28 protein-coding genes are annotated in these 25,814 nt (G+C 71.4%); 10 read left to right on the top strand and 18 right to left on the bottom strand.

Annotated features, from left to right (window positions below):
* Positions 1 to 65: 65 nt before the first annotated feature.
* Entirely contained in the window at positions 66 to 293 is a 228-nt protein-coding gene (locus GON04_RS22285) for a general stress protein (RefSeq protein ID WP_157400167.1), read from the top strand.
* 77 nt (positions 294 to 370) lie between these two features.
* On the opposite strand, the gene GON04_RS22280 is transcribed toward GON04_RS22285, so the two are convergent.
* The 6 genes from GON04_RS22280 to GON04_RS22255 form a co-directional block, all read right to left on the bottom strand.
* Complete coding sequence (locus GON04_RS22280) at positions 371 to 868, bottom strand: hypothetical protein (protein WP_157400166.1); 498 nt, start codon at positions 866 to 868, stop codon at positions 371 to 373.
* Between the two features lie 2 nt (positions 869 to 870).
* The gene (ku, locus tag GON04_RS22275) at positions 871 to 1,803 is read right to left on the bottom strand and encodes a non-homologous end joining protein Ku (protein ID WP_157400165.1); all 933 of its coding nucleotides are present in this window, start codon (positions 1,801 to 1,803) and stop codon (positions 871 to 873) included.
* Between the two features lie 105 nt (positions 1,804 to 1,908).
* Positions 1,909 to 2,214 (bottom strand): hypothetical protein, encoded by a 306-nt coding sequence (locus GON04_RS22270; protein ID WP_157400164.1) that lies wholly within the window; start codon positions 2,212 to 2,214, stop codon positions 1,909 to 1,911.
* 107 nt (positions 2,215 to 2,321) lie between these two features.
* A complete protein-coding gene (locus GON04_RS22265) occupies positions 2,322 to 2,552 on the bottom strand; it encodes a KGG domain-containing protein (protein WP_157400163.1) in 231 nt (76 codons plus the stop codon).
* Between the two features lie 182 nt (positions 2,553 to 2,734).
* Complete coding sequence (locus GON04_RS22260; RefSeq protein WP_157400162.1) at positions 2,735 to 4,120, bottom strand: sigma-54-dependent transcriptional regulator; 1,386 nt, start codon at positions 4,118 to 4,120, stop codon at positions 2,735 to 2,737.
* Between the two features lie 145 nt (positions 4,121 to 4,265).
* Positions 4,266 to 6,911, bottom strand: a complete 2,646-nt coding sequence (locus GON04_RS22255; protein WP_198349390.1) for a hybrid sensor histidine kinase/response regulator — start codon at positions 6,909 to 6,911, stop codon at positions 4,266 to 4,268.
* A gap of 308 nt (positions 6,912 to 7,219) precedes the next feature.
* Here GON04_RS22255 and rpoN point away from each other — a divergent pair, with 308 nt between their 5' ends.
* The gene (rpoN, locus tag GON04_RS22250; protein ID WP_232533167.1) at positions 7,220 to 8,611 is read left to right on the top strand and encodes an RNA polymerase factor sigma-54; all 1,392 of its coding nucleotides are present in this window, start codon (positions 7,220 to 7,222) and stop codon (positions 8,609 to 8,611) included.
* Between the two features lie 43 nt (positions 8,612 to 8,654).
* A complete protein-coding gene (locus GON04_RS27225) occupies positions 8,655 to 10,139 on the top strand; it encodes a sensor histidine kinase (RefSeq protein ID WP_338051033.1) in 1,485 nt (494 codons plus the stop codon).
* Here the strand turns inward: GON04_RS27225 and GON04_RS22240 are convergent.
* The 7 genes from GON04_RS22240 to pcp are packed head-to-tail and all read right to left on the bottom strand — an operon-like array spanning position 10,125 to position 15,928.
* Positions 10,125 to 10,739 carry a LuxR C-terminal-related transcriptional regulator gene (locus tag GON04_RS22240; protein ID WP_157400160.1) on the bottom strand — a complete coding sequence of 205 codons (615 nt, stop codon included), beginning with the start codon at positions 10,737 to 10,739 and terminating at the stop codon, positions 10,125 to 10,127. The two genes, GON04_RS27225 and GON04_RS22240, sit on opposite strands and share 15 nt — an antisense overlap.
* A gap of 50 nt (positions 10,740 to 10,789) precedes the next feature.
* Positions 10,790 to 12,076: a tryptophan--tRNA ligase gene (locus GON04_RS22235; RefSeq protein WP_157400159.1), complete on the bottom strand. Its 1,287-nt coding sequence runs from the start codon at positions 12,074 to 12,076 to the stop codon at positions 10,790 to 10,792.
* A 4-nt stretch (positions 12,077 to 12,080) separates the two neighbouring features.
* On the bottom strand, positions 12,081 to 12,746 hold the full coding sequence (locus tag GON04_RS22230) for a site-2 protease family protein (RefSeq protein WP_181653713.1): 666 nt from the start codon (positions 12,744 to 12,746) through the stop codon (positions 12,081 to 12,083).
* Between the two features lie 46 nt (positions 12,747 to 12,792).
* On the bottom strand, positions 12,793 to 13,428 hold the full coding sequence (locus GON04_RS22225) for an L-threonylcarbamoyladenylate synthase (RefSeq protein WP_157400158.1): 636 nt from the start codon (positions 13,426 to 13,428) through the stop codon (positions 12,793 to 12,795).
* Between the two features lie 7 nt (positions 13,429 to 13,435).
* Entirely contained in the window at positions 13,436 to 14,353 is a 918-nt protein-coding gene (locus GON04_RS22220) for an EamA family transporter (protein ID WP_181653712.1), read from the bottom strand.
* Positions 14,350 to 15,201: a 3',5'-nucleoside bisphosphate phosphatase gene (locus GON04_RS22215; protein WP_181653711.1), complete on the bottom strand. Its 852-nt coding sequence runs from the start codon at positions 15,199 to 15,201 to the stop codon at positions 14,350 to 14,352. Before GON04_RS22215 ends, GON04_RS22220 begins: the two co-directional genes overlap by 4 nt.
* 55 nt (positions 15,202 to 15,256) lie before the next feature.
* Positions 15,257 to 15,928 (bottom strand): pyroglutamyl-peptidase I, encoded by a 672-nt coding sequence (gene pcp, locus GON04_RS22210; protein ID WP_157400157.1) that lies wholly within the window; start codon positions 15,926 to 15,928, stop codon positions 15,257 to 15,259.
* A gap of 28 nt (positions 15,929 to 15,956) precedes the next feature.
* Between pcp and ypfJ the strand changes: the two genes are divergently transcribed.
* Positions 15,957 to 16,841, top strand: coding sequence for a KPN_02809 family neutral zinc metallopeptidase (gene ypfJ, locus GON04_RS22205; protein ID WP_157400156.1), 885 nt, complete (start codon positions 15,957 to 15,959; stop codon positions 16,839 to 16,841).
* A gap of 93 nt (positions 16,842 to 16,934) precedes the next feature.
* Positions 16,935 to 18,392, top strand: coding sequence for a DEAD/DEAH box helicase (locus GON04_RS22200; RefSeq protein ID WP_157400155.1), 1,458 nt, complete (start codon positions 16,935 to 16,937; stop codon positions 18,390 to 18,392).
* Between the two features lies 1 nt (position 18,393).
* Here GON04_RS22200 and GON04_RS22195 read toward each other — a convergent pair whose 3' ends face one another.
* Complete coding sequence (locus tag GON04_RS22195; RefSeq protein ID WP_157400154.1) at positions 18,394 to 19,227, bottom strand: symmetrical bis(5'-nucleosyl)-tetraphosphatase; 834 nt, start codon at positions 19,225 to 19,227, stop codon at positions 18,394 to 18,396.
* Positions 19,228 to 19,251: 24 nt separating this feature from the next.
* On the opposite strand from GON04_RS22195, the gene GON04_RS22190 reads away from it, so the two are divergent.
* Positions 19,252 to 20,550 carry a hemolysin family protein gene (locus GON04_RS22190; protein WP_157400153.1) on the top strand — a complete coding sequence of 433 codons (1,299 nt, stop codon included), beginning with the start codon at positions 19,252 to 19,254 and terminating at the stop codon, positions 20,548 to 20,550.
* Between the two features lie 2 nt (positions 20,551 to 20,552).
* Positions 20,553 to 21,305, top strand: a complete 753-nt coding sequence (locus GON04_RS22185) for a SapC family protein (protein ID WP_157400152.1) — start codon at positions 20,553 to 20,555, stop codon at positions 21,303 to 21,305.
* Between the two features lie 3 nt (positions 21,306 to 21,308).
* Here GON04_RS22185 and GON04_RS22180 read toward each other — a convergent pair whose 3' ends face one another.
* The gene (locus tag GON04_RS22180; protein ID WP_157400151.1) at positions 21,309 to 21,656 is read right to left on the bottom strand and encodes a hypothetical protein; all 348 of its coding nucleotides are present in this window, start codon (positions 21,654 to 21,656) and stop codon (positions 21,309 to 21,311) included.
* A gap of 186 nt (positions 21,657 to 21,842) precedes the next feature.
* On the opposite strand from GON04_RS22180, the gene GON04_RS22175 reads away from it, so the two are divergent.
* Both GON04_RS22175 and GON04_RS22170 read left to right on the top strand, forming a co-directional pair.
* Positions 21,843 to 22,925, top strand: coding sequence for a response regulator (locus tag GON04_RS22175; protein ID WP_157400150.1), 1,083 nt, complete (start codon positions 21,843 to 21,845; stop codon positions 22,923 to 22,925).
* Between the two features lie 160 nt (positions 22,926 to 23,085).
* A complete protein-coding gene (locus GON04_RS22170) occupies positions 23,086 to 23,391 on the top strand; it encodes a hypothetical protein (protein WP_157400149.1) in 306 nt (101 codons plus the stop codon).
* A 3-nt stretch (positions 23,392 to 23,394) separates the two neighbouring features.
* Here the strand turns inward: GON04_RS22170 and GON04_RS22165 are convergent, their stop codons facing one another.
* The 3 genes from GON04_RS22165 to GON04_RS22155 all read right to left on the bottom strand — a co-directional run bounded on the left by GON04_RS22165 (position 23,395) and on the right by GON04_RS22155 (position 24,999).
* Complete coding sequence (locus tag GON04_RS22165) at positions 23,395 to 24,270, bottom strand: hypothetical protein (RefSeq protein ID WP_181653710.1); 876 nt, start codon at positions 24,268 to 24,270, stop codon at positions 23,395 to 23,397.
* A gap of 162 nt (positions 24,271 to 24,432) precedes the next feature.
* Complete coding sequence (locus tag GON04_RS22160) at positions 24,433 to 24,678, bottom strand: hypothetical protein (protein ID WP_157400148.1); 246 nt, start codon at positions 24,676 to 24,678, stop codon at positions 24,433 to 24,435.
* A gap of 3 nt (positions 24,679 to 24,681) precedes the next feature.
* Positions 24,682 to 24,999, bottom strand: coding sequence for a hypothetical protein (locus GON04_RS22155; protein ID WP_157400147.1), 318 nt, complete (start codon positions 24,997 to 24,999; stop codon positions 24,682 to 24,684).
* A gap of 162 nt (positions 25,000 to 25,161) precedes the next feature.
* Here GON04_RS22155 and GON04_RS22150 point away from each other — a divergent pair, with 162 nt between their 5' ends.
* Positions 25,162 to 25,713, top strand: coding sequence for a cytochrome b (locus tag GON04_RS22150; protein ID WP_157400146.1), 552 nt, complete (start codon positions 25,162 to 25,164; stop codon positions 25,711 to 25,713).
* Positions 25,714 to 25,814 lie beyond the last annotated feature (101 nt).

The raw sequence follows: 25,814 nt of genomic DNA, 5'->3' as shown, positions 1-25,814 counted from the left end.
CTACACGACCCCCGCTGAGCTTGGCCAAGGATGGGGTACCTCTTTTCTTCACCCAGGAGCCAACCATGACCCAGCCTTCGGATACCCCTCGCAAGCGCGGTTTCGCCCTTCTCGACGCCGAGAAGATGAAGCAGGTGGCAGCCCTCGGTGGCCGCACTGCCCATGCAGCCGGCCGCGCCCACCAGTTCTCGCGCGAGGAGGCCCGGGCGGCTGCCCGTCGCAGCGTCGAGGTGCGCACCCGCCGCGCCGCCGAAGCCCGCTCCACCCCGTCCAGCGAAGGCCCGAGCGCCTGATCCCGGCGGCCCGCCTGGGTCGCTGGTCGCGAGACAGCAGAAGCCCCGGTCTCCCGGGGTTTTTTCATGGGGCACCCCTAGGCCGGGAAGACGGACTCGGGTTCCGCGTCCACCAGGCCCTCGCCGGCCGCCCGGCGCAGCCGTTCGGCCAGTCCGTGCACGGCCAGCCGCTGGTCGGCCCACAGGGCCATGAAGCGGGCGTCGTGGTCCGACTCCAGCCAGGCCTCGGGGTCGCGGGTGCGCAGCAGCTGCTGCTGCCACAGGAAATCGAGGATGCGCGCATGCACCTCCAGCAGGGGCACCAGGGCGGCGGCCAGCTCGGGGAAGCACGCCTGCTGGGCCCGGCGCACCTCCGCCAAGGGAGAGCTCCCCGCCGCCCGGTCGCCCTGGAAGAGCGCCGTGCGGCGCTGCAGCGCGAGCCACTCCGAATAGCGTGCCAGCGCGTCCAGCGCCTGCTCCGCCGTGGCGCGGCGCAGGTCGCTCCAGCGCAGGCGGCGCGCGATCAGGGCGCTGGCCAGCGCGATCAGCGCCAGCGCCGCGGCAACCCAGAGCGCGTGGTAGAGCAGGGGCTGCACGGTCAGGCGGCGCGCTTGGCGCGCGACTTGGCGGGTGCCGCCTTCTTGGGGGTGGCGGTCTTGCGGGCGGCCGGCTTGCGTGCCACGGCCGGTGCGGGCGCAGCGGCGTCCTTGCCGCCCCGCAGGCTGCGCCTGAGCAGTTCGGTGAGATCGATGACGTCGGCGCCGCCGGCCGGCGTGGCGGGCTCGACCTTGGTCACCTCGGCCGTGTCACCTGCCTTGGCCTTGGACTCGACCAGCTTCATGATCTCGTCCTTGAACGAATCGCGGAAATCGTCGGCGCTCCAGTGCGCCGTCATGCCCTCGATCAGCTGCTTGGCCATGGTCAGTTCGGCTTCCTTGACGCCCGCCGACTTGGCGTCCGCGGGCGGCAGCCGCAGGTCCTCCCAGGAGCGGATCTCGCCGCCCCAGCGCAACAGGTTCAGCACCAGCGCCGGCCCGCACGGGATCACCACCGCCAGGTGCTGCCTGGTCTGGATCACCACCTTGGCGATCCCGACCTTGTTGGTCTGCTTCAGTGCCTCGCGCAGCAACGCGTAGACCTTGTCGCCCTTGTTCACGGGACCGACGTAGTAGGGCCGCTCGAGGTAGACGAAGGGCACCTCGTCGGCGTCGACGAAGGCCTCGATCTCGATCGTCTGGGTGGTGCGCGGATAGGCCTTGGCGATCTCCTCCGCACTGACCACGACGTACTCGTCGCCCTGCCACTTCACGCCCTTGACGATGTCGGCCTTGTCGATGTCCTTGCCGGTCTTCTTGTTGATGCGCTTGTAGCCCACCGGGTCCATGGTGCGGCGGTCGAGCCAGTCGAAGTCGACGCCGCTCTCCGCAGTGGCGGAATACAGGCCGATCGGGATGTGGACCAGGCCGAACGTGATGGCACCCTTCCACAGCGCGCGCGTGGAGGTGGGGGCCATGCCTTTGGTCTTCGCCATCGTGCGGGGTTCAGGTGGAAGGCGAAGTCTGCAGTTCGCGCGCCCGCGCGCTTGTCGGCACCACGCGCCGCGTGGTGTAGGTGCGTGCGCACAGTCGCGCCGCGCTCACCGTAGCCCGAGCCGGTGCAGCAGCGTGGTCCAGCGCGACGGTGCGGTACCGGCGTGCAGCCGGTCGGCCTGTGCCTGCCAGCGCGCGCCCAGGCGGGCGAAGCGCCGCCGGCAATCGGGCGAGAAGCATTCCTGCTGGTGCAGCGTCTCGAAGTTGCGGGCGATGCGGCGCGCCATCAGCACGCGGTGCGCCGGCGCCTGCGTCTGCATGAACGCGGCCATCAGCGACAGCGTCGCGAGCCACAGCGCCCGACTCGCCTCGTGCAACGGGGCGAGCGGGTCGGAGTGGGTCTCGGTGGTCATCGGATCCTGCCTGCGCCATATCGTGGAACGGATGCAGGCAGCGCCGTGTCGGCGGGGAGGGGTGGCCGACCGCCGCCGTGTCCTACAGCTCGACGGTGAGGCCGGCTTCAGCGCGGGCTGTCGGCGCCACTGCGTGCCGCGTGCCGCTTCTTGCCGGCGGCACGGGCCTCCTCGGTGGTGAATTCGTGGGCATGCCCGCTCTGGTGGGCGGCACGTCCGCCGAGACTGGCGATCTCGCGCTGGCGCTGCGGGTCCATCGCCGCGAAGCCACGCAGGCTGCGACGCGGGCCGGAGCCCGAGGTGTCCTGCTTCTGGGGGGTGGAGTCTTGCGAAGCCATGGGATGCCTGTCCTTTCCGGTTGGATGAACGTTGTCGGAGCCCGAAGATTGGCAACGGGCGTGCCCGGCCCCACTGCCTGCGTGCCCATCCGCAGGCGCGCCCAAACCTTGTGCGGTCTGCATCCGGATGAAAAAGAAGCGATCGGCAAGGACCCGGTGGTGTCCGGTGGCGTCCGCGCGCACTAGAGGCCGTAGTCCTTCAGCCGGTTGTACAGGGTCTTGAGCGACACGCCGAGAGCCGCGGCGGTGCGCTCCTTGTGGTGGCCGTAGTAGTTCAGGGTTGCCAGGATCACCTGGCGTTCCACCGCCGCCAGCGTCGTGCCCACCGTCACCTCGATGGTGGCGGCTCCCGGGGCGGCGGCTCCCGGGGCCGGGGCCGCCACCGCCGGCACCGCCACGCCTGCCGTGAGCGGCACGTTCCGGGGCAGCCACTGGTCGGTGATCTCGGGCCCGCTGGTCATCACCCAGGCGCGCTGCAGCACGTTGCGCAACTCGCGCACGTTGCCCGGCCAGCGGTACTGCGCCAGCCGGTCCAGCGCTGCCTGGGTCACGCGCTTGGTGGCGCCTTCGCGCTGTCCGATGTCGTGCAGGAAGTGCGTGACCAGCAGCGGCAGGTCGTCGGGCCGCTCGCGCAATGGGGGCAGCTCGATCGGGAAGACGTTCAGGCGGTACAGCAGGTCCTCGCGGAAGCGGCCCTGCGACACCGCCTGCGCCGGGTCGCGGTTCGCTGCGGCGACCACGCGCACGTCGGTCTCCTGGGGGGTCGTCGAGCCCACCCGCATCAGGGTGCCAGTCTCCAGCACCCGCAGCAGCTTGACCTGCAGCTCCAGCGGCATCTCGGTGATCTCGTCCAGGAACAGGGTGCCGCCGTGCGCGCGCTCGAAGAAGCCCTGGTGCTGGCGCTCGGCGCCGGTGAAGCTGCCCTTCTCGTGGCCGAAGATCTCGCTCTCGATCAGGTTGGGCGAGATGGCGCCGCAGTTGACGGCCAGGAAGGGCTTGGCGCGCCGGCGGCTCAGGTCGTGCACGGTGCGCGCCACCAGTTCCTTGCCGGTTCCGCTCTCGCCGGTGACGAAGACGGTGACCGAGGTCCCGGCCACGCGGGCGACCTGCTCGTAGACCAGCTCCATCGCCGGCGAGGTGCCCACCAGGTGGCCGAAGCGGCCGGTGCGCCGCAGGTCGTCGTGCAGCGTGCGCACCTCGTCCTGCAGCACCGAGGGCTTCATCACCCGCGACAGGATGCCCTGCAGCTGGCGCGCACTGACCGGCTTGACCAGGTAGTCGGCGGCACCGTAGCGCAGCGCCTGGATCGAGGTCTCCAGGGTAGCGTGGCCGGTCATGAGCACGACTTCGGAGTTGCCCATCAGGTCGGCGTCGTCGAGCAGGGCCATGCCGTTGCCATCGGGCAGCTGCAGGTCGAGCAGGACCACGTCGGGTTGCTGCATGGCCATCTGGCGGCGCGCCTCGCGCAGCGACTGCGCGGTGGCTGCAGAGAACCCTTCGGCCGCGACCAGCTGCGCCATCATGCGTGCGGCGTCGACGTCGTCTTCGACGATCAGTGCGTGGGCCATGGGAATCCTGAACCTCCCCCTGCTTCCCTCCCGCCTGCGGGCGGGCAAATGCCGGGCTGATTATTCGCGCGCATGGGCCTGCGGTGGTGTAACCGCACGCATGCGTTGGAAGAAAGATCAGCTCCCTCGCACTGAAGCCCAGCGGTCAGGCCGCGCGGAGGCTGGCGCGCAGCTCGCCCCGTTCCACCGGCTTGACGAGGTAGGCGTCGAAGCCCGCCACCAGGGCATCGTGGATGTCGCGCTCCTGCCCGTAGCCCGACAGCGCGATCATGCGGCCCGCATAGCCCGCGGCGCGCGCATGGCGGGCCAGTTCGTAGCCGGTGAGGCCGGGCAGGCCGATGTCGACGATGGACACCTCGGGCTGCTGGCGCAGCAGGCGGTTGAGCCCGTCGATGCCGTCGGCGGCCGTGCTCACGCTGTGGCCGTCGAGCTCGAGCTTGCTGCGCAGTGCCGCCAGCACGTCGGCGTTGTCGTCGATCACCAGCACCCGGCGCCGCCGTCCCGGCGGCAGGGTGTCGCCCTCCGGCTGCAACGGCGGGTCGATGGCCGGCAGGCGCAGCGTGAAGCAGGTGCCCTCGGGCGAGCTGGTGGCCGCGACGGTGCCGCCGTGCAGTTCCACCACGCGGCGCACCAGCGTGAGGCCGATGCCCAGGCCGCCGGCACGCCGGTCGAGCGGGCGTTCGCCCTGGACGAAGAGGTCGAACACGCGCGGCAGCAGTGCCGGCGCAATGCCGCTGCCGGTGTCCCGTACCTCGATCACGGCCGTGGCGCCCTCGGCGCGGATCGTCACGTCGATCCGGCGGCCGGCCGGCGTGTACTTCAGGGCATTGCCGAGCAGGTTGGACAGCACCTGTTCGAGGCGCACGGCGTCGCCGTGGACCCAGACATCCTGCGCATCCAGGTGCAGCTCGTGGGCCCCGGATTCGCCGGTCACCTGCAGGGTGCCACGCAGCCGGTCCAGCACGCTGGCCAGGTTGACCGGGCGGCGCGCCAGCGTGAGCTGGCCGGTGATCGCACGGCCGACGTCGAGCAGCTCGTGGACCATGTGGGCCAGGTTGCGCGCCTGCCGGCCGATGATGGCGCGGGCCTCGCCGGCACTGTTGCTGGCCGGCGGTGCGGCCTCGAGCACGTCGGCGGCGGCCGAGATCGCACCCAGCGGGTTGCGCAGCTCATGGCCCAGCATGGCCAGGAGTTCATCCTTCGCGCGGCTGGCCGCCTCGGCGTCGCGCCGGGCCGTCACCTCGCGCCGGGTGAGCTCCTCGCGCTGCAGCTCGGCTTCGCGCTGGTCGGTCATGTCGACCGAGACGCCCGCGAACTGCAGCGGCGCACCGGCGTCGTCGTATTCGAACTGCAGCCGGCTGGACAGCCAGCGGGCGGTGTCGTCCGGCTGCGGCACCGCGTACTCGACCGTCAGCGCGTCGTGCCGTTCGGCACAGGCGGTGTCCAGCAGGCCGCGCACGCGCTCGCGATCCTCCGGTCCGATGCGGTCGAGCCAGGCAGCCAGGCCGTCACCGTCCAGCCCGTCGAGCCCGAACAGCTTGCAGTGGCCCTGGGTCCAGAACAGCTCGCCGGTGTCGAACCGGTACTGGCAAAAGCCCACCCGCCCGGCCTCCTGGGTCAGCTCGATCAGGCGTTGCTGCTCCTGCAGCACCTGGTGGGCCTCGAGCAGTTCGTCCTCGATGCGGCGCCGCTTCGCGATGTCCTCTTCCAGCGCCCGGCGCGAGCGGGCATCGCTGAGCGAGGCCGCCTGGAGGGCGTCGCGCAGCATGGCGATCTCCTGCACCTCGATGGGGCCCGGCAGCCCCGCATGGCCTTCGGCCGCCAGCGTCCTGAGCGGTCGGGTGACCCGGCGCGCGGCGAGCGAGGCCAGCAAGGCCCCTAGCAGCAGGCTGCCGGCGCCGGCCGCCAGCGCGGTCGCCACGGTGCGCTGGCGGGCGGCCACGATGGGGGCGGCCGGCACCATGATCTGCACCCCCCAGCCCGGCGCGGACCGCACCACCTGCCAGGCCGCATAGACCTCGCTGCCGTCGAGGCCGGCCGTGCGCTCGACGCCGAACGGGCGGCCGCGGGAGGCGGCGACGGGGCCGGGCGGCAACTGGGCGCCCGGCTTCAGCGGGCCGGGCAGGCTGGTGGCGATGACGCGCTGGCGGGCGTCGTGCAACACCGCGTACCCGCCTTCCGGCCGCCCCGCCGCCCCCGCCAGGCGCTGCCAGGTGGCGGCCGGCAGGCGCGCGCCCAGCACCCCGGTCTGGTCGTCCAGGGCAACCGGCACGGCCAGCAGCACGAGCTCGCGGCCAGGTCCTTCCAGCACCGACGACACGGCGGGCTGGCTGGTCTCCAGCACCCGTTGGCGCAGCGCCGGCAACGCGTCGGCAATCGGCGCGCGGTTCGCGCCGGAATCCAGCAGCAAGCGGCCGCGCGGGTCGACCAGGAAGACGCCCTGCCAGTCGCGGCGCGTCGGCGGGCGCGTGCGCAGCAGGCGCTCGAAGGCCGCCGGCAGGTCGCGGCGCAGGGCCTCGGCGTGCGACAGCGCGGTGAGGGCGTCGAGCGAGGCCAGGATCTCGCTGTCCACCGCTGCCGCGAACGCGGCCGCCGAGCGCGCGAGGTCGCCCTCGATCTGCGCCTGTTCGTCGCCTGCCGTGCGCACGATCTGCCAGGCCAGCAGCGCCGCGAGCGGCAGCAGCGCCAGGACCACCACGCTCACCAGGTAGCGCCGCAGCGGCGCGAGCAGGCGGTAGCGTTCCGGCGGCGCGGCCAGGGGATCCACGGACGGCGCGGCGGAGTTCCGCATGACCTGGCAAGAGTAGACCCCGCTCAGTTCGGGCGGGGGGCTGGGCAACATCCTGTTTCCACGGCCGCGCTGTGCTCGGCCGTTCTTGCTGCAAGTCCTGCCGTCAGTGCCGATCGGTCCGGCTGGCATTCCGCAGGATCGACGGCCACCTGGCGCCTTTCCGCCACGGTCGTCGGACTTGCGCCGCGCCTGCGGCGGCTGCCGTTGTGACGGACGGTCTCAATGGTGACCGCCCGGCAACCCGCAGCGCGACCGGCACGGCCTTTGCGGCTGCGTCGCATGCGCGCCCGTCGCGCCAGGAGATCCGATTGCATTCCCTGAGCTTGCAGGTCACCTCGACCCTCCAGCCCACGCTTTCGCCGCGCCTGCAGCGCGCGGTGCGGTTGCTGCAGATGTCATCGCTCGATTTCGCGCAGGCGGTGCGCGACGCGCTCGACAACAATCCCTTCCTCGAAGCCGACGAGACGGCGCCGGTGGCCGACCTGCCGCTGGTGGCCGCGGCGCCCGACGCTGAGGCCCCCGACGACGCGGCGGCGCCGCCGGCCGACGGCAGTTCCTGGGGCGCCGAGCCCATCGCCCGCTCGCGCATGGTCGACGGCGACGGGGTGTTCGACACGCTCGCCGCGCCTTCGTCGCTCGCGGACTACCTGACCGGCCAGCTCAACCTGCTGAACCTGCCCGAGCGCGACTGGGCGCTGGCCGCGGCGGTCATCGAGTCCCTGGACGACGACGGCTACCTGCGCGCGCCGCTGGCCGACATCGGCACCCTGGTCCCGCTCGATCCGCCCGCCGACAGCGACGAACTGGCCATCGCCCTGTGCCGCGTGCAGTCGCTGGAACCGGGCGTCGCCGCCCGCGACGTGGTCGAGTGCCTGCGGCTGCAGCTGCCGCTGATCGAGCCGCCGCCGCGCCGGGCGCTGGCCGCCCGCATCCTGCGCGACTGCGTGCAGTGCCTGGCCCACCACGACGTGGCGGCGGTCGCCCGCCGGCTGGACGCGACGCTGGCGCAGGCCGAGGAGGCGTGCGTGGCGTTGCGCCGGCTCGATCCCCGCCCGGGCTGGCGCCACGGCACGCCGCAGACCCAGTACGTCACGCCCGACGTGCTGGTGCACAAGGTGCGCGGGCAGTGGACCGCGGTGCTGAACGAAGCCGTGGTGCCCAGGGTGCGGCTCAACCGCGGTTATGCGGAGCTGTTCCGGCGCCATCGCAACGCCGAGCATGCCGAACTGGGGGCCCACCTGCAGGAGGCGCGCTGGACGGTGCGCAACGTGGAGCAGCGCTTTTCCACCATCCTGGCGGTGGCGCAGGCCATCCTGAAGCGGCAGCACCGCTTCCTGGCCTACGGCGCGATGGCGATGAAGCCGCTGGCCTTGCGCGAGATCGCGCAGGAGGTCGGCGTGCACGAGTCCACGGTCTCGCGCGTGACCAACAACAAGTTCATGGCCACGCCCTGCGGTGTCTTCGAGCTGAAGTACTTCTTCTCGCGCGGGCTGGCCACGGCCAGCGGCGGCGAGTGCTCGCCCACCGCGATCCGGGGGCTGATGCAGGAACTGATTGCCGCCGAGGCGCCGGCGCAGCCGCTGTCGGACGTCGAGATCGCGCGCCAGCTCTCGGTGCAGGGCCTGCAGGTCGCGCGGCGCACCGTCACCAAGTACCGCCAGCAGCTGAAGATCGCGTCGGCCGAGCGGCGCCGCCACTGAGGGCCGGGGCCGCGGCCCGGCGCGGCCAAGTGACAATCGGGGGGTGAAGCCGCACGCCATCCCCGCCGAGCCCGCCGCCGACGAGGCCGCCTGGGTCGAGGGCGAGCTGGTGCGCGGGCTGATGCGCACCCAGCGCACCACCCGGATCCTGGGCCTGCTGCTGATCGCGCTGGTGCTGGCCGTGCTGTGGCCGGACGTCCCGCGCCCGGCGCTGCTGGGATGGGCCGTGCTGACCACCGCCGTGGGCGCCGTGCGCCTGGCCATCATGCGGCTCTATGCCCGCGAGGTCGCGCCGGCCGGCCCGCACGAGCACCTGGCCTTCGTGCGCCGCTGGGGACTGGTGTGGCCGGTCACCGGCGCGATGTGGGGCCTGAGCACGCTGCTGTTCTTCGACCGCGCCTCGCTGGAGGACCAGTTCGTGTGCTGGCTGGTGCTCTCGGGCCTGTCGATGTTCGCCATCAACACCCTCTCCAGCCACCTCGCCACCATGCGCTCCTACCTGGATGCCCTGGCGGCCACCGCGCTGGGCGTGATGGTCTGGCGCATGGGCTTCGACCTGCGCTTCACCGGGCCGGCCTACCACTGGTGGATGGTGCTGCTGCTGATGCTCTTCTGGCAGGTGCTGCGCCAGGCCGGCCTGCGCCAGCACGTGACGCAGCGCAAGAACTACGAGCTGCAGTACCGCAACAACCAGCTGATCGAATCGCTGACGCGCCAGACCCAGGCCGCCCTCGACGCGGTGGAGGTCAAGAACCGCTTCCTGGCCAGCGCGGCCCACGACATCCGCCAGCCGGTGCATGCGCTGGGCCTGTACGCCGACTGGCTGGGCAGCGAACCGGAGCTGGTGCACGACCTGGCGCCCAAGATCGTGGAGTCGACCAAGGCGGTGAACTCGCTGTTCGACTCGCTGTTCGACATGGCCCGGCTGGACTCCGGCAAGATCCGGCTGCACGTCGAGACCCTGCGGCTGGACAAGTTGCTGCAGGACCTGGAACTGCACTACCGCCCGCTGGCCGAAGCCAAGGGCCTGAAGTTCCGCGTCCACTCGGTGACCGGCAGCGTGGCGTCCGACCCCATCCTGCTGCAGCGGGTGGTGGGCAACCTGATCTCCAACGCGGTGAAGTACACCCAGCGCGGCGGCGTGCTGGTGGCCGCGCGCGTGACGCCCGCTGGCGCCCGCATCGAGGTCTGGGACACCGGCGTGGGCATCGCGCCCATGCACCAGCGCGAGATCTTCCGGGAGTTCTACAAGGTGCCCAGCCACGCCGGCACCGACGACGGGTTCGGCCTGGGCCTGTACATCGTGGCGCGGCTCGCGCACATCCTGGGCCATCCCCTGCACATGGCCTCGCGGCCCGGCCGCGGCACCGTGTTCCGGCTGCTGCTGCGGCCCACCGATCCGGTCGAGGCTGCGCAGCGCGCGGCCTCGTCGATCGACACCATCAAGTACGGCCGGCCGGAAGTGCTGCTGGGGCCGCCCATCATCACCGGGCGCGACGCCCGGCCCGCGACCTCAGTGGCTCAGTAGCCCGTGGGTGCGGGCGTAGTGGATGGTCTGGGTGCGGCTCTTGACGCCCAGGCGGCGGAACAGCCGCCACAGGTGCACCTTCACCGTGTGCTCGCTGATGCCCAGTTCGTCGGCGATCTCGCGGTTGGACAGGCCGCGGTCGAGCATCACGATGAGCTGGTTCTGCCGCTTGGACAGCTTGCTGTCGGTGGGTGCCAGCTCCTCGAAGCTGCCATCGGTGGTGAGCAGGGCGCGCAGCGCGTTGCCGATCTCCTGCGCGCCGGACGACTTCTCGATGTAGATGTCGGCGCCGGCCTCGATGCAGGCCTCCTCGGCATCGGCGGCGGGCGACGCCGACAGCACCGCCAGCGGCGCGTCGGCGAAGCGGTTCTTCATCTCGTGCACGCCCGAGGTGCCGGTGGTGTCGGGCAGCTTGAGGTCCAGGCAGATCAGGTCCGGGAAGCCGTGCTGGCGCACCGACGACTCCATGCCGCCGATGCGATCGAGTTCGATGACGTTGGCGCCCGGACGCATGCGACGCAGGAGCATCACCACCGCTTCGCGCATCAGCGGGTGGTCGTCGATGACGTACAGGGTGGCGGGATTCGGGGTGGGCTTCATGGCAACGGGAAGGATACCTTGGCCGCCGGCGGCGGCGGATGCGGGGGTGGTCATGCGGCGAGCTGCGCCAGGGCCGCGCGGATGGTGGCTTCGTCGATGCCCGGTGCGGGCTGGGCGGCGGTCTCGGCGCCTGCCGGCCAGCCCTGCTGCTTCAGGCGGGCGACCGCCCGGCCGGCCTCCTGCGGCGCCTCGAAGCCGGTGCTTTGCAGCAGCAGCGCGCCGGCGGCGTCGACCAGCTTGAAATAGTGCTTGCCGTCGGCCTCGCGGTACTGCTTGAAGGCGGGCAGCGCCGCCTTGCCGGCCTTGGACCTGGCCGCTTGCGGCTGGTCGGCCAGGTTGCGCAGGCCGACCGCGTGGCGCAGGCGCTGCAGGAACGGTGCCGAGCGGCCGCGGGCCTTGTCGGCGCCGGCACGCAGGATGGCCTCCAACTGCGCCGGCTCGGCCACCAGGGCGTCGTAGCGCTCGCGCATGGGCGCGATCTCGCGGTCGATGCGCTCGAACAGCACCTGCTTGGCGTCGGCCCAGGCGATGCCGTCGGCGTAGGCCTTGCGCAGCTGCGCGGTCTCTTCGGCGTCGGCGAAGGCCTGGTAGATCTGGAACAGGGCGGAGCCCTCGGTGTCCTTGGGCTCGCCGGGCGCGCGCGAGTCGGTGACGATGGAGAAGATCTGCTTGCGGACCTGCTCGCGCGGGGCGAACAGGCCGATGACGTTGTCGTAGCTCTTGCTCATCTTGCGCCCGTCCAGGCCCGGCAGCAGGGCCACCGAGTCGTCGACGGCCGCCTCCGGCAGCACGAAGTGCTCGCCGTACAGGTGGTTGAAGCTGGCCGCCATGTCGCGCGCCATCTCGATGTGCTGGACCTGGTCGCGCCCGACGGGAATCTTGTGGGCGTTGAACAGGATGATGTCGGCCGCCATCAGCACCGGATACATGAACAGGCCGGCCGTGACGTCGGCGTCCGGGTCGGCGCCGGCCGCGGCGTTGCGGTCCATCGCGGCCTTGTAGGCATGCGCGCGATTGAGCAGGCCCTTGCCGGTGACGCAGGTGAGGAACCAGGTCAGCTCCGTCACCTCGGGGATGTCGGACTGGCGGTAGAAGAACACCTGGTCGGGGTCGAGGCCGGCGGCCAGCCAGCAGGCGGCGATCTCCAGCGTGGAGCGCTGGATGCGGGCCGGCTCGTCGCACTTGATCAGCGCGTGGTAGTCGGCCAGGAAGTAGAAGTTCTCGGTGCCCGGGCGGCGGCTGGCCTGCACGGCGGGACGGATGGCGCCGACGTAGTTGCCCAGGTGCGGCGTGCCGGTGGTGGTGATGCCGGTGAGGTAGCGGATCGGTGCGGTCATGGCGTCAGAACAGCGCGGTGAGCGGCGTGAGCAGGAGGCCGAGCACGGTATAGCCCACCGAGATGAGCGGCCGCAGCCACCAGGTGCCGACGATGCCGGCGACCACCAGGCCCATCACGATGAAGAAGCCCCACGGCTCGATGCGGCTGAAGTTCCAGGCGGCGCGCCGCGGCAGCAGGCCGGCGACGATGCGGCCGCCGTCCAGCGGCGGCAGCGGGAACAGGTTGAAGGCCCACATCACCAGGTTGACCAGCACGCCGGCCTTGGCCATCTCGATGAAGAAGCGCTCGGTGACGCCGCTGCCGGCCAGCACCGTGAACACGATGGCCCACAGCAGGGCCTGGATGAAGTTGGAGGCCGGGCCGGCCAGCGCCACCCACACCATGTCGCGCTTGGGCCGGCGCAGCTGGCCGAAATTCACCGGCACCGGCTTGGCGTAGCCGAAGAGGAAGGCGCCGGAGGTGGCGAAATACAGCACCAGCGGCATCAGGATGGTGCCGACCGGGTCGATGTGCTTGATCGGGTTGAGGGTCACGCGGCCCATGGCGTAGGCCGTGTTGTCACCCAGGTAGCGGGCCACGTAGCCGTGCGCCGCCTCGTGGACCGTGATCGCGAACAGCACCGGGAGGGCGTAGATCAGGACCGTCTGTATGAGGGAGTCGATATTCACCCGTCGATTGTCTCAGAGGGCCGCCGGGCGCCGCCGCGCCCTCCGTTCACAGCCCCAGGGTGGCGGGGTCGCCGCGCCCCAGGCGCGTGATCACCGGGTCGCCGCCCGTCCCCATGGGCGACAGGTCGACCACCGTGGTGGGCTGCAGCGGGCAGGCCCCGGCGTCCACCACGCCGGCGATCTGGTGCTGCAGGCGCTGGCGGATCTCCTGGGCGTCGTTCAGGGGAGCGTCCTCGCCGCGCGGGATCAGCGTGGTGGCCAGCAGCGGGCCGCCGTGCAGGTCCAGCAGCTGCTGCAGCACCGGGTGGTCGGGCACGCGCAGGCCGATGGTCTTGCGCTGCGGGTGGCTCAGGCGCCGGGGCACCTCGCGCGTGGCCTCCAGGATGAATGCGAACGGCCCCGGGGTGGCGAGCTTGAGCAGCCGGTACTGGCGGTTGTCGACGCGGGCGTACGTGGACAGCTCGCTCAGGTCGCGGCACAGCAGGGTGAGGTGGTGCTTCTCGTCGACCCCGCGCACCTGGCGCAGGCGGTCGGCGGCGGCCTTGTCGTCCAGCTGGCAGGCCAGGGCGTAGCTGGAGTCGGTGGGAACCGCGAGCACGCCGCCCTGCGCCAGCAGCGCCACGGCCTGCTTCAGCAGGCGGGGCTGCGGGTTGTCGGGGTGGAGCTCGAAATATTGCGCCATGGCCGCCTCAGGCTCGCGCGGGGCGCGGTGCCGCCGCCGACCGCGATTCGAACACGGTGAGCCACGCGCCGGCCGCGCCGCAGATCGCGATGGTCACCATGCCCAGGAGCGACCAGCCGTCCGGGACATGCGAGAACACCAGCCAGCCCAGCAGCATGGCGAAGCCGATCTGCGAATACAGGTAGGGCGTGAGCGTGGCGGCGGGCGCATTGCGGTAGGCGAGGATCAGCAGGAAGTGGCCGACGGTGCCCATCAGCCCCATGAAGCACAGGCCGACCCAGAGCAGCGGGTCGTGCACCGGCGTCCACACGAACGGCAGCGCCAGCGATGCGAGCAGCGTGCCCACCCAGCCGGTGTACAGGTGCATGGTGACCGGGTCCTCGGTCCGCGCCATCTTGCTGGTGAGCACCTGGAACCAGGCGTTGGTCACCGTCAGGCCCAGGGGCAGCAGCATGGCCCAGCTGAACGACTCGCCGCCCGGCCGGATGATGACCAGGGTGGCGGCGAAACCGCCGGCCACCAGGGTCCAGCGCAGGCGCGAGACATGTTCCTTCAGCACCGTCGCCGCCAGCAGCGTCACCGCCAGTGGCGCCATCATCACGATGGCGGTGAACTCCCCGACCGGCATGTAGCGCAGGCTGAGGAAGGCCAGCAGGCTGCTGGTGAGCAGCAGCACGCCGCGCAGGCACTGGAACGGCAGGTGGCGGGTGCGCAGCGCCGCGGTGCCGCGCCAGGGCAGGACGACGGCGGTGGTGGCGAGCGCCTGGAAGGCGTAGCGGAACCACAGCGCCATCAGCAGGGGCACGGAGGCGCTGACGCCCTTGGTGGTGGTGTCCAGCGCGGAAAAGCAGGCCGATGCGGCCAGCACGAGGCCGATGCCCAGCAGCTCGTTGCGCGCCGGGCGTGGCGCCCCGGGGCCGGTCACCGGATGCGATCCGCCAGCAGATGCCAGACCGGCGTCAGCGCGTCGGGCAGGTAGGGCAGCTGGCCCAGGTCGGTGTGGCTCTCGCCGGGGCTGTGGAAGTCGCTGCCGCGCGAGGCAGCCAGGCCGAACTCCCGCGCCGTGCCGGCGTAACGCACGGCCTCGGCGGCGGTGTGGCTGCCGGTGACCACCTCGACCCCGCGACCGCCATGGGCCTTGAACTCCGAAAACAGCGCGTATTCCTCGTTGGCCGTGAACTTGTAGCGCGCCGGATGGGCGATGACGGCCACGCCGCCGGAGCGCGAGATCCACTGCACCGCGTCCTTCAGCGACGCCCAGCGGTGCGGCACGTAGCCGGGCTTGCCCTCGGTGAGGAACTTGCGGAAGACCTCGGCGGTGTCGCGGCAGGCGCCGACCTCGACCAGGAAGCGGGCGAAGTGGGTGCGCGAGATGAGTTCGGGGTTGCCGGCGTACTTCAGGGCGCCCTCGTAGGCGCCCGGGATGCCCACCGCGGCCAGCTGGCTGGCCATCTCGCGGGCCCGGCCGCCGCGGCCGCCGCGCGTGGCTTCCAGCCCCTCGAGCATGCGCGGGTCGTCGGCATCGAAGCCCAGGCCGACGATGTGCACGGTCTCGTTGGCGAAGGTGACCGAGATCTCGACGCCGGTCAGGTACTGCAGGCCGTTGGCACGGGCCGCGGCCAGCGCCCTGGCCTGGCCGCCGATCTCGTCGTGGTCGGTCAGGGCCCACAGCTCGACGCCGTTGGCCTTGGCCCGGGCGGCCAGCTCTTCGGGCGTGAGGGTGCCATCGGACACCACGGAGTGGCAGTGCAGGTCGGCGTTGAGGGTGGCCACGTCCCGATTTTACGGCGCGGCCGGGCAGGGACCGCCGCTCGCGCGGCGCCGGTCGTCAGCTGATCGCGCCGGCCTGCAGGCGGACGTCGACCTGCGTGCGCAAGGCGCACTGCAACGCGACCTCCAGGCCGCGCACCACCTGCTCGTGCGTCATGGAGGGCGCGCCCTGCTGGGGCAGCCAGGGCACGTGCACCATCCCGCCGCGCACCCCGCTCCAGCGCCGGTCGGTGGCCAGCAGGTGCATGAGTCCGTAGAACACATGGTTGCAAACGAAAGTGCCGGCGGTCTGCGAGACGTCGGCCCGGATGCCCTCGGCCAGCAGTGCGGCCAGCATGGCCTTGATCGGCAGGGTGGTGAAGTAGGCCGCCGGGCCGTCCGCGATCACCGGTGTGTCGATCGGCTGCCGGCCGGCGTTGTCCGGGATGCGGGCGTCCTCGATGTTGATGGCCACCCGCTCCAGCGAGAGGGCCGCCCGGCCGCCGGCCTGGCCGGTGCACAGCACCAGGGCCGGCCGGTGCTGGCCCAGCAGGTCTTGCAGAGTCGCCAGCGCATCCCCGAATCGGGTCGGCAGCTGGGCCGCCACCACGCGGTGCCCGTCGATCTCGGCGCCGTCGAGCGTCTGGGTCGCCAGCCAGCTGGGGTTGACCGGCTGGCCGCCGAAAGGGTCGAAACCCGTGACCAGGATGCGGGCTTGGCCGACAGGCGGCTTGGCGGCAGGGCTTAGCATCGGACCACTGTAGCAAGGGAGCCGCACCATGCGCTGGGAAGGCGAACGCGAATCGAGCAACGTCGAGGACTACCGCGGAGACGGCGGCGGTGGTGGCGGCGGCCTGGGCGGCTTCGGCATCGGCGGCCGCAGCATCGGCATCGGCACCATCGTCATCGCCCTGGTCGGCGGGGCCATCTTCGGCATCAACCCGCTCACCATCCTGAGCCTGCTGAGCGGCGGTCCCGCGCCGCAGACGCAGCAGGCGCCGGCCCACCAGCCGCCGGCGCAGGACCGCACGGCCCGCTTCGTCTCCACCGTGCTGGCCGACACCGAGGAGGTCTGGAAGCAGCAGTTCGCCCAGGGCGGCGCGACCTACCGCGAGCCCAAGCTGGCGCTGTTCGACGGCGCCATCCGCACGGGGTGCGGCGCCGGCCAGTCGGCCATGGGCCCGTTCTACTGCCCGGCCGACGAGAAGGTCTACATCGACCTGGGCTTCTACCGCACGCTGCGCGAGCAGCTGGGGGCGCCCGGCGAGTTCGCCCAGGCCTACGTCATCGCGCACGAGGTGGGCCACCACGTGCAGCATTTGCTGGGCATCACCGACCGGGTCGACCAGCTGCGCTCGCGCGGCAGCCAGCAGCAGGGCAACGCCCTGAGCGTGCGGCTGGAGCTGCAGGCAGATTGCTTCGCCGGCGTCTGGGCCCGCCAGTCGCAGCAATCCAAGCAATGGCTGGATCCGGGCGACATCGAGGCGGCGCTCAATGCGGCCCAGAAGATCGGCGACGACACGCTGCAGCGCTCGGCCGGCCGCGCCGTCGTGCCCGAGAGCTTCACCCACGGCAGCAGCGCCCAGCGCCAGCGCTGGTTCCAGGCCGGCTGGCAGGGCGGCAACATCAAGGGCTGCGACACCTTCCGCGCGGCTTCTCTCTAGGCACGTGGGCGGGGCGCTGCGGCGCCCCGGAAAGTGGGCGCCAGCCCCGGTCCGGACGCATCCCCGGTCCAGGTGCGACAATCCGGGGTTCCCATGAGTGCATCCTTCTCCAACTTGTCGCTGGCCGAGCCGCTGGCGCGTGCCGTGGCCGAAATGGGCTACGAGCAGATGACCCCCATCCAGGCGCAGGCGATTCCCGTCGTCCTCACCGGCAAGGACGTGATGGGCGCGGCCCAGACCGGCACCGGGAAGACGGCGGCGTTCTCCCTGCCCCTGCTGCAGCGGCTCCTGAAGCACGAGAACACGTCGACCTCGCCGGCGCGGCACCCGGTGCGCGCCCTGGTGCTGCTGCCCACCCGCGAACTGGCCGACCAGGTGGCCCAGCAGGTCAAGCTGTACGCCAAGCACACCAGCCTGCGCAGCGCGGTGGTGTTCGGCGGCATCGACATGAAGCCGCAGACCGCCGAGCTGAAGAAGGGCGTCGAGGTGCTGGTGGCCACGCCCGGCCGCCTGCTCGACCACATCGAGGCCAAGAACGCGGTGCTCAACCAGGTCGAGTACGTGGTGCTCGACGAGGCCGACCGCATGCTGGACATCGGCTTCCTGCCCGACCTGCAGCGCATCCTGTCGTACCTGCCCAAGCAGCGCACCACGCTGCTGTTCTCGGCCACCTTCTCGCCCGAGATCAAGCGGCTGGCCAACAGCTACCTGAACGATCCCGTCACCATCGAGGTCGCGCGGCCCAACGCCACCGCCTCGACGGTCGAGCAGCATTTCTACAGCGTCTCCGATGACGACAAGCGGCGCGCCGTCAAGCAGATCGTGCGCCAGCGCGGCCTCACGCAGGCCTTCGTGTTCGTCAACAGCAAGCTCGGCTGCGCCCGGCTGGCGCGCTCGCTCGAGCGCGAGGGCATGAAGACCACGGCCCTGCACGGCGACAAGAGCCAGGACGAGCGCCTGAAGGCGCTGGCCGCGTTCAAGGCCGGCGAGGTCGACCTGCTGGTGGCCACCGACGTCGCCGCGCGTGGCCTGGACATCAAGGACGTCCCGGCGGTGTTCAACTTCGACGTGCCGTTCAACGCGGAAGACTACGTCCACCGCATCGGCCGCACCGGCCGGGCGGGCGCGTCGGGCCTGGCGGTCACGCTGGTCTCGCCCAGCGATGGACGGCTGGTCGCCGACCTCGAGAAGCTGCTGAAGAAGAAGGTGGAGCTCGAGGCGCTGGAGTGGGACGACGACCGCCCGCGCGGCCGCATCAACGACGGCCGCCGCACCTGGCGCGAGCGCGGCGAACTGGGCGACGAGCGCGACACCATGGACGCCCAGCGCGAACGCCTGCGCCCCGCGCGGCCCGAACGCACCGAGCGGTTCGAGCGCTTCGAGCGGCCGGTGCGCACGCCGGCCGATCCGTTCTTCGAGCAGCCTTACCAGGCGCCGCAGGGCGACGTGAAGCCGGCCTGGGAAAGCGGCATGAAGCCGGTCACCAGCCGGGTCTCGGCCAACATCAAGACCAAGCGCAAGGTCGCGGCGCTGTTCAAGCAGCCCGAGTGAGTCAGTCGCCCGGGCGCTGCGCCTGCGGGCAGCCCACCTGGATCACCTCGCGCGCGCCGCTCGCCGCGTCGTAGCGCAGCGCGCTCAGGCAGCCGCCCCACACGCAGCCGGTGTCCAGCCCGATCGCGTCGTCGCGCAGCAGCAGGCCCAGCTGGGACCAGTGCCCGAAGGCCATCGGCGTGCCCGCGGTGCGCCGGCCCGGAACGTCGAACCAGGGCATGCCGCCGGCCGGCGCCTGCTCGGGCCCGCCGCCCGCCTGCAGCAGCAGTTCGCCCTCGACGGTGCAGAAGCGCAGGCGGGTGAGCGCGTTGACCACCACCCGCAGGCGATCGGCGCCGGCCAGCGTGTCGCTCCACTGCGCCGGCTGGTTGCCGTACATCTGCGCCAGGAAGGCGCCCAGGCCGGGGCCGCGCAGCACCGCTTCCACCTCGCCGGCCAGGGCCAGCACCTGTGCCAGGTCCCATTGCGGCAGCACGCCGGCATGCACCATCAGCAGGCCATGCGCATGCACGGCCAGCGGCTGCCGGCGCAGCCAGTCGAGCAGCGCGGCGCGATCGGGCGCCTGCAGCACCCCGTCCAGTGTGTCGTCGGCGCGCGGCCGCCGCACGCCGTGGGCGACGGCCAGCAGGCTCAGGTCGTGGTTGCCCAGCAGGCAGGTGGCCGCCCCGTCCAGCGCCGCCAGCCGCCGTAGCACGCCGCGCGAGTCGGGCCCGCGATTGACGAGGTCGCCCAGCACCACCAGGTGGTCGCGGCTGGGCGAGAACGCCACGGCATCCAGCAGGCGGCCCAGCGGTTCGTCGCAGCCCTGCACATCCCCGATCAGATACAGTCCCATCGTGTCGGATTCTCGCCGCGGGCCATGGATTTTTTGTTGATCGCGCTGTTGACTTTGCTCAACGGCGTGTTCGCGATGTCCGAGTTGGCCCTGGCCTCCAGCCGCAAGGCCCGCCTCCTGGCCATGGCCGAGGACGGTGACAGCGGTGCCGCCATGGCGCTGCGGCTGCTGGAGCACCCGACCCAGTTCCTGTCCACCGTGCAGGTGGGCATCACCTCGATCGGCGTGCTGAACGGCATCGTCGGCGAGGCCGCATTCAGCGCCTCGCTGGCGGCCTGGCTCCAGACCTATGGCGTGGCCGAGGGCGTGGCGGGCGTCGCCGCCACCGCGATCGTGGTGGCGCTCATCACGTTCGTCACCATCATCTTCGGCGAGCTGGTGCCCAAGCGCATCGGCCAGCTCTACCCCGAGCCGGTGGCGCGCCTCGTGTCGCGCCCCATGGCATGGCTGGCCAAGGCGGCCGGCCCCTTCGTCAAGCTGCTGTCGGCCACCACGCAGGCCACGCTCAAGCTCATGCGCATCGACACCGCACAGTCGCGCGGCATGACGCAGGAGGAGATCTCGCACAGCCTGGAGGAGGGCGTCGACGCCGGCGTGATCGAGGCGCAGGAGCACCGCATGGTGCAGAACGTGTTCCGCCTGGACGACCGGCCGCTCACGTCGATGATGGTGCCGCGCTCGGACATCGAGTGGCTGGACGCCGCGACCACGGTGGCCGACGGCCTGCGCCTGGCCGGCGAGGGCGGCGCGCACTCGTGGTACCCGGTGTGCCGCGGCTCGCTCGACGACGTGCTCGGGGTGGTGAGCGTGGCCCGCCTGCTGGCCCTGGGCCGGGACCACGAGGGCCTGGTCGCGGCGCAGGCGATTCCCGCGGCGTTCGTGCCCGAGACCCTGAGCGGCATGGAGCTGCTGGAGCAGTTCCGCCGCCAGTCGCACCGCGTCGTGTTCGTGGTCGACGAGTACGGCGTGGTGCAGGGGCTGCTCACGCCGCGCGACATGCTCGAGGCCATCACCGGCGAGCTGCGGCCCGAGGCGCAGACCGAGCCCTGGGCCACGCCGCGCGACGACGGCAGCTGGCTGCTCGACGGCCTGATGCCGGTGGCCGAGCTCAAGGAGCGGTTGGACATCCGCGACCTGCCCGAGGAGGACCGCGGCCGCTACAACACGGTCGCCGGCCTGCTGCTGGCAGTGTCCGGCCATCTGCCCGGCGTGGGCGAACGCATCGAGGCGGGTGGCTGGTTGTTCGAGGTGGTCGACCTGGACGGACGGCGGATCGACAAGGTGCTGGCCAGCCGCCTGGCCATGGAAACACAGGAGGAATGACGATGGCGCAGATGCCCTGGTACGAGAAACCCGTGCTGCTCAATCGCGAGAAGCACCGCGACCGCCGCATCCGGGCGGCCAGCGGGTTCAGCTTCGCGCGCAAGGCCAATTCGCTGTACCTGGCCGGCGTGGAGTTCAACGAAGCCTGCAAGGAGTACGCGATCGTCTTCACGCGGCTGTCCGGCGGCAAGCTGGCGCCGGTGGTGGTGCTGGGGCTGCGCAGCGGCGAGAACCTGTTCATCGACGAGCAGGAGCGCTGGAAGGCCACCTACGTGCCGGCCTTCGTGCGGCGCTACCCGTTCGTGCTGGCGGAATTGCCGGGCCAGCAGATGGGCGTGTGCATCGACGAGGGCTTCGAGGGCGTCAACACCAGCGAGGGCGACGCCCTGTTCGACGCCCAGGGAAACAACACGCCGTACCTGCAGAACGCGCTCGAGTTCCTGCAGCGCTACCAGGCCGAGTACGTGCGCACGCAGGCGTTCTGCAGCAAGCTCGAGGAGGCCGGCCTGCTCACCGAGATGAGCGCCCGCGCCGACCTGGTGGACGGCCGCAGCTTCACCGTGGCCGGCCTGATGGTGGTCGACGAGAAGAAGCTGATGGCGCTGCCCGATGCCACGGTGTTGTCGCTGTTCCGCGCCGGCGAGCTGCACCTGGTGTCGATGCACCTGCTGTCGTTGTCGAACCTGCAGCGGCTGGTCGACCGCATGGCCCAGCGTGGCGGCGCCGCCGTGCAGGCGGCCCCGAAGCCGGCCTGAGCCTCAGGGCGCGACCGGGACCTGCGCCGGGAAGCAGGACGGATCGATGATGTCCAGCGCCCCCTGCTCGGTCAGGGTGCGCAGCAGGCGTTCTATGCGATCGGGCTTCAGCGGCGAGTGCCGGAGCATCCAGCTGCGGTTCACCGGCCGGTTGCTCATGAGCGACAGCAGCCGCAACACGTCGGCCGTGCGCAGGGCGGCGGGCAACCGGGGCCACTCGCGCAGGCGGTAGATCGGTTCCTCGGTGCCGGGCGTGGGCGCGGTCTCCTCGAAGGTGCTGCCGCGCAGTTCGGCGAACACCGACCACGACGACCGGGCCCAGCCAGCCAGTCTCTCAACAACCCGCGCCATGTACTGCCTGCTCCGAACTGCTCCTCATGCGAGGATTGCACCCACACAACATGCAACCAGTGTGTCTGTTTGTTGCTGCCACGGATGAGGAAAACACGGCGAACGGTCTAAGCAAAATACCTAACCCCGGGCGGCGCATCTGTGCTGCAACTGACGGCATCGGAGTGCAACGTATCATCGAAGCACATGGCCGCCGTGCTGCTTATCGAGGACGATCCACACCAGCGTGCGTTCGCCGCCCTGGTGCTGGCGCAGGCAGGGCACACGGTGCGCGAGGCGACCGACGGCCAGCAAGGCCTGCAGCTGGCCCGCGAGCAGGCACCCGAACTCATCGTGTGCGACGTGGTCATGCCGGGGATGAATGGCTACCAGCTGGTGGCCGCGGTCCGCAAGGAACCGACCATCTGCACCACCCCCGTCATCCTGCTGACCTCGCTGGCCGAGCGGGCGCAGGTGCGGGTGGGCATGAATGCGGGCGCCGACGATTACCTGCCCAAGCCGTTCCGGCCCAGCGAACTGGTGGAGGCCGCCGAGGCCCTGCTGCGCCGCCGCCGCACGCAGTACGAGGCCATTGCCGGCAGCCTGATGGAGGACATGGACGCGGCACTGGCGCACCAGCGCGAACAGCTCGCCTCGCGCTACGAGACGCAGCTGCTGCAGGAGCTCAACTCCAAGTGGAAGGTCGATGTCGAGGCCGGCCAGGAGATCGTGTTCGACAACGCCGTGGTGCTGGTGGCCGACCTGTTCAGCCTGCTCGAGCGCGAGTCGGCCGGCCGTCCGGACGCCGCGGAGTTGCTGCAACGCGCGCACCAGGCCGCCAGCGACGCGCTGTACCTGTTCGGCGCCGTGCACGTGCTGCCGCACGGCCAGGCCATCCTGGCCGTCTACCGCGCGGACACCCAGGGCCGTTCGAGCCTGGCCAATCCGCTGCGCTCCGCGTTCGGGCTGCAGACCGCGATCGCCAACGTGCTCGCCGCCACCACGGGTGCCAGCGGCGCGGCTCTGGCGATCGGCATGGACACCGGGCCGGCGGGGCTGGTGCGCCTGCGCGACCCCCTGCATGGCGATGCAGGCATCGCGCCGGTGCCCGGGCCGACGATCCAGCGCGCGCAGGCCTTGCAGGCGTTGGCGCGCGCCCAGGGCTGGCAGCTGGCGGTCACGGCCGCGGTGGCCGGCGAGCTGCCGCCCAACCTGGGCGACCCGGGCCGCACGGCGCTGCTGTCGGAGACGGAGGGGACGGCTGTCGAACTTCGCCGGCCGCGCTCCTGAGGCGCGCTGGGCCCTGTGGCAATCGGGCCTGCGGTATGCGACATTTGTCGCGCGACGCGGCATCCGGCGCTGCGCTCGGGATCGGTTGCGGTGCGTTTGCGCGGCGTGCCCGCTGGAATGTTCGGATACTCAAGTACAAAAGACGACAGGGGAGATCGAGGTGAACGATTTCGAGCGCAGCATGCGCGCGTGGTACCGGGCGGACACGGCCGCGCGGGAGGCCGAGGAAAAGGTCGTCAGCGCCTACATGGCCTATGTCGCCGGCAGTGCGCCGCTGCCCTTCCTCACCTGGGAGACCGAAGCCACGGTGTTGCGCGCCGAGGCCAGCCGCCTGATCGAATTCGTCTACTCGGCCGCCAAGCAGGTCCGCAAGCCGGGCATCGAAGACTTCAGCAAGACCATGCCCAGCTCGGTCGGCGGCGACGTCCCGCTGTTCTCGACGGTCCGTTCGCGCTCCAAGACCTGAGCGTCAGACCGAGGCCAGGCCGGCCAGCTCGAAGCGCGCCGGCGCGCCGGTGCGCTCTTTCAGGTCGCCTGCATGGCGCTCCCAGTGCTCGGCCATGCAGGCATCGGCCGGCCGGCCGCAGGACTCCCCGTCGATCGACCTCGCATTGAGGCCCACGAGCTGCGCGCCGCAACTGCCCAGGTGCGGCAGGTGCGGCGGGAAGGGCGAGCAGACCGTCACTTCCTCCAGCGGCACCACGCGCAAGGGACCGGCCAGCGACAGCGCGGCGGCCTGCAAACCCTCTTCGTCGCGTTCGCAGGTGAACGCCAGCGGCGTCGACACATCGCGCTGGCGGCGCGCCAGGGCCTCGCGCAGCAGCGGCCCCGGGTCGAACCGCGGCGGCAAGGCGCGCAGCCCGGCGTGCAGTGCCCGCCGCGGACATTCGGGAGCGAACTCCCCGAAGCAGGGCTGCACGTCCTCGGCCAGCACGCAGCCGGCATGCCGGACCGGCCGGGCTAACCAGTCCTGCAGGCTGGGCGGCAGCGACCAGAGAATGCAGTCGTTGTCGAGCGAGAGCTCATGCCGGAAGGGGAAGTAGCGCAGCGGCGCGAGCTTCCAGCCGGCACCCTCGGCCATGCCGTTGCCCAGCACCATGCGCAGGAACGGCGGGACGTCGCGCGTGGCGTCGTGCCAGCTGAGCTCGGGAGGGACGGGGCCGGTGCGCGTGCGCGCGACATCGACCGAAATGGCGTGGACGCAGACGACGTACGAGGCCTGCAGCCCGAAGATGTGCCAGGCGCCCCAGATCGACAGGCGCAGCGCGTCGAAGCCGCGATCGCTGACGTCGCCGACGGTCCAGCGGATCCCCACGGGCGGAAGCCCGGCAGTGGTCGATGTCATGTCGCGCTCCCCAGCTTGTCGTGCGGGCGGGGATCGGAGATCCCTCGCCAGTCGCCACCGCGGCGCCGTGCTGCGGCTGTCCGATCGTGGCAAATCGTCGTGCCACCAAGAATGGCCTGCGCAGGCGGCAGGCGCAAGGCGAACAGGGGCCGGTCGACGGTCTCAGCCGCTCAACTGCTTGACCAGCTGGGCGGCGCGCGCGTCCTCGGTCGCGATCAGGCGGGCCAGGTCCTCCAGCATCTCCGGATGCCGGGCCGCCACGTCGGGCACGGCCAGGATGTTCTCGCGCAGGGCCTTCAGGTCGGCCAGGCGCCGCATGCTGCGCCGCCAGGCGGCCAGCGGCAGGTCTTCTTCCCGGCCGCGCAGGGAATCGAAATCCGACGGCGTCGACGGCTCGGTGGCGGACAAGGGCTAGACCTGGCGCAGCCGCTCGACTAGGGACCGCAAGCCCTCGCCGGACGCGCCGGCCGGGGACACCAGCATGGAGGTGGTGTCGTTCAGCAGGTGGCTCACCACTTCCAGTTCCTCGGACGCCGCGTGCACGGCCGACTCGGCCTTCGCGGTGCGGCGTGCCGCGTGCTCGATGGCCTGCTCGTCGTGGCGCGGCAGCGCGTCGAGCAGGGTCGCGTTGGCCGCATGCAGTTCGTGCTCGGCTTCCTGGACCTTGCGCTGGGCGCGCGAGGCCTTGCTGCGCACGGCCTTGGCAATGGATTGGGGGGAAAGCGCCATGCCGCGGTTCTACCACTCCAGCGCGGCCGGTCCGTCGGATCAGGATGAGCGTGGCGTGGGACGGCGCCGACCCCGCCGATGCGCGGTGCCCCCGTGACCGGCGGGCTGGAGCGGGAGACCCCTGCCGTGGCGGTCCGCCTGCTTTTTCGGCAGGATGGCGCCATGTCCGCCTGGGCCAGCAGTCCGCAGCGTTACGGGATCCTCGCCATGGTCCTGCACTGGGCCATGGCGCTGGTGCTGGCGTCGCTCGTCGTGCTGGGGCTGTACATGGTGTCGCTGCCGGACATCGGGCACGACCAGATCAAGATCACACTGATCCTGGTGCACAAGGGCCTGGGGATGGTGGCGCTCGGCCTGGTGCTGGTGCGCATCGCGCTGCGTGCGCTGCACCCGTTGCCCGAGCTGCCGGGCGGGCTGCCCCCCTGGCAGCAACTCGCGGCGCGCGTGATGCACCTGTGCCTGTACGCGCTGATGGTCCTGCTGCCCGTGACGGGCTGGCTGATGTCGTCAGCGGGCGGTTACCCCGTGCCCGTGTTCGGCTGGTTCAACGTTCCGCACCTGATCGGCCTGCAGCCGCGCCTGTTCGAGGCGCTGGAGGTCCTGCACCGCTGGCTGGCCAATGCCCTGCTCGGCCTGGTTGCACTGCATGCCGGGGCAGCGCTGGACCACCACTTCCGGCGGCGCGACGACACGCTCCTGCGCATGCTGCCCTGACTCCGGGCGCTCCGGCCCGGTGGTGGCCGGCTGCGGGCGGGGGCCCCAGACGAGCACGGAGGGGTTGTCACGCACCCGGTCGGCGGTGTCGTCGAGCTTGC

This window comes from Ramlibacter pinisoli (assembly GCF_009758015.1).
GTDB lineage: Bacteria > Pseudomonadota > Gammaproteobacteria > Burkholderiales > Burkholderiaceae_C > Ramlibacter > Ramlibacter pinisoli.
The sequence above is the reverse complement of the archived record's forward strand: the minus strand, read 5'-3'. Positions and strand labels throughout refer to the sequence as shown.

Coding starts and splice junctions, on each gene's coding strand:
- GON04_RS22285 (WP_157400167.1), top strand. CDS start 66: ATGACCCAGCCTTCGGATACCCCTCGCAAGCGCGGTTTCGCCCTTCTC.
- ku (WP_157400165.1), bottom strand. CDS start 1,803: ATGGCGAAGACCAAAGGCATGGCCCCCACCTCCACGCGCGCGCTGTGG.
- GON04_RS22270 (WP_157400164.1), bottom strand. CDS start 2,214: ATGACCACCGAGACCCACTCCGACCCGCTCGCCCCGTTGCACGAGGCG.
- GON04_RS22265 (WP_157400163.1), bottom strand. CDS start 2,552: ATGGCTTCGCAAGACTCCACCCCCCAGAAGCAGGACACCTCGGGCTCC.
- GON04_RS22260 (WP_157400162.1), bottom strand. CDS start 4,120: ATGGCCCACGCACTGATCGTCGAAGACGACGTCGACGCCGCACGCATG.
- GON04_RS22255 (WP_198349390.1), bottom strand. CDS start 6,911: ATGCGGAACTCCGCCGCGCCGTCCGTGGATCCCCTGGCCGCGCCGCCG.
- GON04_RS22240 (WP_157400160.1), bottom strand. CDS start 10,739: ATGAAGCCCACCCCGAATCCCGCCACCCTGTACGTCATCGACGACCAC.
- GON04_RS22235 (WP_157400159.1), bottom strand. CDS start 12,076: ATGACCGCACCGATCCGCTACCTCACCGGCATCACCACCACCGGCACG.
- GON04_RS22225 (WP_157400158.1), bottom strand. CDS start 13,428: ATGGCGCAATATTTCGAGCTCCACCCCGACAACCCGCAGCCCCGCCTG.
- pcp (WP_157400157.1), bottom strand. CDS start 15,928: ATGCTAAGCCCTGCCGCCAAGCCGCCTGTCGGCCAAGCCCGCATCCTG.
- ypfJ (WP_157400156.1), top strand. CDS start 15,957: ATGCGCTGGGAAGGCGAACGCGAATCGAGCAACGTCGAGGACTACCGC.
- GON04_RS22200 (WP_157400155.1), top strand. CDS start 16,935: ATGAGTGCATCCTTCTCCAACTTGTCGCTGGCCGAGCCGCTGGCGCGT.
- GON04_RS22195 (WP_157400154.1), bottom strand. CDS start 19,227: ATGGGACTGTATCTGATCGGGGATGTGCAGGGCTGCGACGAACCGCTG.
- GON04_RS22190 (WP_157400153.1), top strand. CDS start 19,252: ATGGATTTTTTGTTGATCGCGCTGTTGACTTTGCTCAACGGCGTGTTC.
- GON04_RS22185 (WP_157400152.1), top strand. CDS start 20,553: ATGGCGCAGATGCCCTGGTACGAGAAACCCGTGCTGCTCAATCGCGAG.
- GON04_RS22180 (WP_157400151.1), bottom strand. CDS start 21,656: ATGGCGCGGGTTGTTGAGAGACTGGCTGGCTGGGCCCGGTCGTCGTGG.
- GON04_RS22175 (WP_157400150.1), top strand. CDS start 21,843: ATGGCCGCCGTGCTGCTTATCGAGGACGATCCACACCAGCGTGCGTTC.
- GON04_RS22165 (WP_181653710.1), bottom strand. CDS start 24,270: ATGACATCGACCACTGCCGGGCTTCCGCCCGTGGGGATCCGCTGGACC.
- GON04_RS22155 (WP_157400147.1), bottom strand. CDS start 24,999: ATGGCGCTTTCCCCCCAATCCATTGCCAAGGCCGTGCGCAGCAAGGCC.
- GON04_RS22150 (WP_157400146.1), top strand. CDS start 25,162: ATGTCCGCCTGGGCCAGCAGTCCGCAGCGTTACGGGATCCTCGCCATG.